The 1,893-nt window shown below is 70.3% G+C and carries 2 protein-coding genes; one reads left to right on the forward strand and one right to left on the reverse strand.

The genetic code is table 11. The features are described from left to right. The first annotated feature begins 28 nt into the window (after positions 1–28). The gene (gene pheA / locus ACM2XV_RS14890; RefSeq protein ID WP_487027501.1) at positions 29–1,051 is read left to right on the forward strand and encodes a prephenate dehydratase; all 1,023 of its coding nucleotides are present in this window, start codon (positions 29–31) and stop codon (positions 1,049–1,051) included. On the opposite strand, the gene ACM2XV_RS14895 is transcribed toward pheA, so the two are convergent. After that, positions 958–1,818: an SGNH/GDSL hydrolase family protein gene (locus ACM2XV_RS14895; protein ID WP_487027500.1), complete on the reverse strand. Its 861-nt coding sequence runs from the start codon at positions 1,816–1,818 to the stop codon at positions 958–960. The genes pheA and ACM2XV_RS14895 overlap by 94 nt on opposite strands. Positions 1,819–1,893: the final 75 nt, after the last annotated feature.

Genomic DNA, 1,893 nt, shown 5'->3' on the forward strand with positions numbered 1-1,893 from the left:
GGCCACGCTCGCCCCTGTGTACGGAAAGATGCATAGCGTGACCAGCACCGCCAGTACGACCAGCACCGCGAGCAACGCCAGCGACACCTACAGCTACCTCGGCCCCGCCGGCACCTTCACCGAGCTCGCGCTCAAGCAGGTCGAAGAGGCGCAGGGCAAGCCGTGGCGCGCCGTCAACAACGTCGGCGAGGCGCTCGACGACGTGGTCGCGGGGCGCTCGAAGGCTGCGGTGATCGCGATCGAGAACTCCATCGACGGCGGCGTCTCGGCCACGCAGGACGCGCTCGCGACCATCCCCGGCCTGCGCATCGTGGGGGAGTACCTGGTTCCCGTCGGCTTCGTCCTCGTCGCGCGCCCCGGAACCCGCCTGGAAGACGTCAAGACGATCGCGGCCCACCCCGTCGCCTACGCCCAGTGCCGCGGCTGGCTCGACAAGAACCTGCCCGACCACTCCCACCTGCCCGCCGGAAGCAACGTGCAGGCCGCCACCCAGCTCCTCGACGAGAACGAGGACGGAGAGCCCGTCTCAGTCGCCGACGCCGCCGTCGCGCCGCCGACCATCGTCGACCATCACGCGCTCGAGGTGCTCGCCGAGAACATCATCGACAACCCGAACGCGGTCACGCGGTTCGCGCTGGTCAGCCGCGACACCGCCATTCCGAAGCCGACCGGCGCTGACAAGACCAGCCTGATCGCCGAGCTGCCGACCGACGCCCCCGGCTCGCTCGTTGAGCTGCTCGAGCAGTTCTCGACCCGCGGCGTCAACATGAGCCTGCTCGAGTCGCGCCCCATCGGCGACTCCCTCGGCCGGCACCGCTTCATCATCGACCTCGAGGGCCACATCACCGAGGAGCGCATCGCCGACGCCCTGCTCGGCCTCTACCGCTTCACGCCGCGCGTCATCTTCCTCGGCTCGTACCCGCGCGCCGACCGGCAGCCCGCCGACTTCGACCCGCGCTATGCAGACGAGGTGTTCGTCGAGGCGCGCGACTGGTTGCGCGGGCTGCTCGCCTCCGAACCGTCGGACGTGCTCGAAACCGGGGATGCCTGAGCCGCCAGCACCTCGTCGAGGCGGTCCTCCACCGCAGGTTCGAACGCATTCGCCCACACGTCGTAGCCGCGGTCGTTCGGGTGGAACAGGTCGCCCGCGAACTGCGTCGCGACGCCGCGCATTCCCTCGTGCTTCATCGTGTCGTGTAGATCGACGACGCGCAGCCCGTGCCGGGCTGCCGCAGCCCGCAGAATCCGATTGCCCGCGGTGGCCTTGCGCTCGCCGGGAAGGAAATAGAAGCTCGGCAGGTCCGCGACGATCGCGTGCGGCGCGAGCTGCTCGAGCCGCGCGAACAGCTCCTCGACCTGCGCGGAGAAGCGCTCGGGGTCCCAGCTGGCGATGTCGTTCGCCCCGATGCTGACGGTCACGATCGCGTCGGCGAGCAGCGCCGGCTTGAGGCGGGCGAAGCGCGGCAGCTCCTTCTCGAGGGCCGTCGACAGGGTCGCGCCCGAGATGCCGAGATTCACGACGCGCACGCTCTTCCCCGACAGCTTCTCGACCCGCTTCGCGATCACCCCGACGTAGCTGCGCGCAGGGCGCGAGGCGCCGATGCCCTGCGCAGCCGAGTCGCCGATCGCCACATAGAGGATGTCGCCGGGCATCTCGCGCCGCGCGCGCCAATAGGCGCTGTGCACGGGGATGTTGTCGGCCAGGATGCGCTGCCAGGTGACCTGCCGGCGCATCAGCCAGCTGTACCAGGCGTAGCCGCCACCGGCGACGGCGGCGGTGACACCGAGAGCGAGCAGAGCCTTCGAACTGCGGCGCATGGATTCAGCGTACGCGCGTGGGGCGCGGTCTCCATTCGGCTGCGCCGAGTCGACCCGCGTGCCCGGCTGCGCCGA

Source organism: Gryllotalpicola sp. CP2-P1, from assembly GCF_057512245.1.